At 75.4% G+C, this 398-nt stretch carries 1 protein-coding gene; it reads left to right on the top strand.

What is annotated here, in order from left to right:
• A partial coding sequence (locus D7Y13_RS46660; RefSeq protein ID WP_167508838.1) for a DUF4397 domain-containing protein occupies positions 1-398 on the top strand: 398 nt, incomplete at both ends.

Consider the following 398-nt stretch of genomic DNA (forward strand, 5'->3'; position numbering starts at 1 on the left):
TCGGACAGGTGGGCGACGACCCCACGGTCACCCCGTTCGTGAACGACGTGTCGTCGGTGCCGGCCGGTGAGGCCCGCCTCGTCGTGCGCCACACCGCCGCCGCGCCCGCCGTCGACGTGCTCGCCGGCGACACGGCCGTCATCGAGGGCCTGACCAACCCGAACGAGGAGGCCCTGGAGGTGCCGGCCGGCACCGTGTCGGCCGCCGTGGCCGCCGCCGGGACCACCGAGCCCGTCATCGGCCCGGTCGACCTCGACCTGGCCGAGGGCACCGCGACCTTCGTCCAGGCCATCGGCTCGCTGGAGGCCGGTAACCTCGACGTCGTCGCCTTCACGGTCGAAGGCCTGCACAGCGCCCCGTCCGCCGTCCCGTCCGGTGCTCCCTCGGGCGCCCCGTAC

The sequence above is a fragment of the Corallococcus praedator genome (genome assembly GCF_003612125.1).
In the GTDB taxonomy this organism is placed as follows: domain Bacteria; phylum Myxococcota; class Myxococcia; order Myxococcales; family Myxococcaceae; genus Corallococcus; species Corallococcus praedator.